This is a genomic window from Paenibacillus sp. SAF-068 (assembly GCF_051967555.1).
GTDB lineage: Bacteria > Bacillota > Bacilli > Paenibacillales > Paenibacillaceae > Paenibacillus.
Genome location: NZ_JBQCJX010000019.1, coordinates 1 through 692 on the forward strand (window position 1 = coordinate 1; position 692 = coordinate 692).

At 55.9% G+C, this 692-nt stretch carries 1 rRNA gene; it reads left to right on the forward strand.

Annotation, left to right across the window (positions count from 1 at the left end):
* Positions 1-692 (forward strand): 23S ribosomal RNA (locus ACTHPG_RS28165); the annotation flags it as partial.

Genomic DNA, 692 nt, shown 5'->3' on the forward strand with positions numbered 1-692 from the left:
GTGGAGGCAACGTTGGGATACCACCCTGATCGTATCTAGGTTCTAACCTGGTACCGTAATCCGGTGCGGGGACAGTGTCAGGTGGGCAGTTTGACTGGGGCGGTCGCCTCCTAAAGAGTAACGGAGGCGCCCAAAGGTTCCCTCAGAATGGTTGGAAATCATTCGAAGAGTGCAAAGGCATAAGGGAGCTTGACTGCGAGACCTACAAGTCGAGCAGGGACGAAAGTCGGGCTTAGTGATCCGGTGGTACCGCATGGAAGGGCCATCGCTCAACGGATAAAAGCTACCCTGGGGATAACAGGCTTATCTCCCCCAAGAGTCCACATCGACGGGGAGGTTTGGCACCTCGATGTCGGCTCATCGCATCCTGGGGCTGAAGTAGGTCCCAAGGGTTGGGCTGTTCGCCCATTAAAGCGGTACGCGAGCTGGGTTCAGAACGTCGTGAGACAGTTCGGTCCCTATCTGTCGTGGGCGTAGGAAATTTGAGAGGAGCTGTCCTTAGTACGAGAGGACCGGGATGGACGTACCGCTGGTGTACCAGTTGTTCCGCCAGGAGCACCGCTGGGTAGCTATGTACGGACGGGATAAACGCTGAAAGCATCTAAGCGTGAAGCCCCCCTCAAGATGAGATTTCCCAGTATGTAAGACCCCTTGAAGACGACGAGGTAGATAGGCTGGGGGTGGAAGTGCAG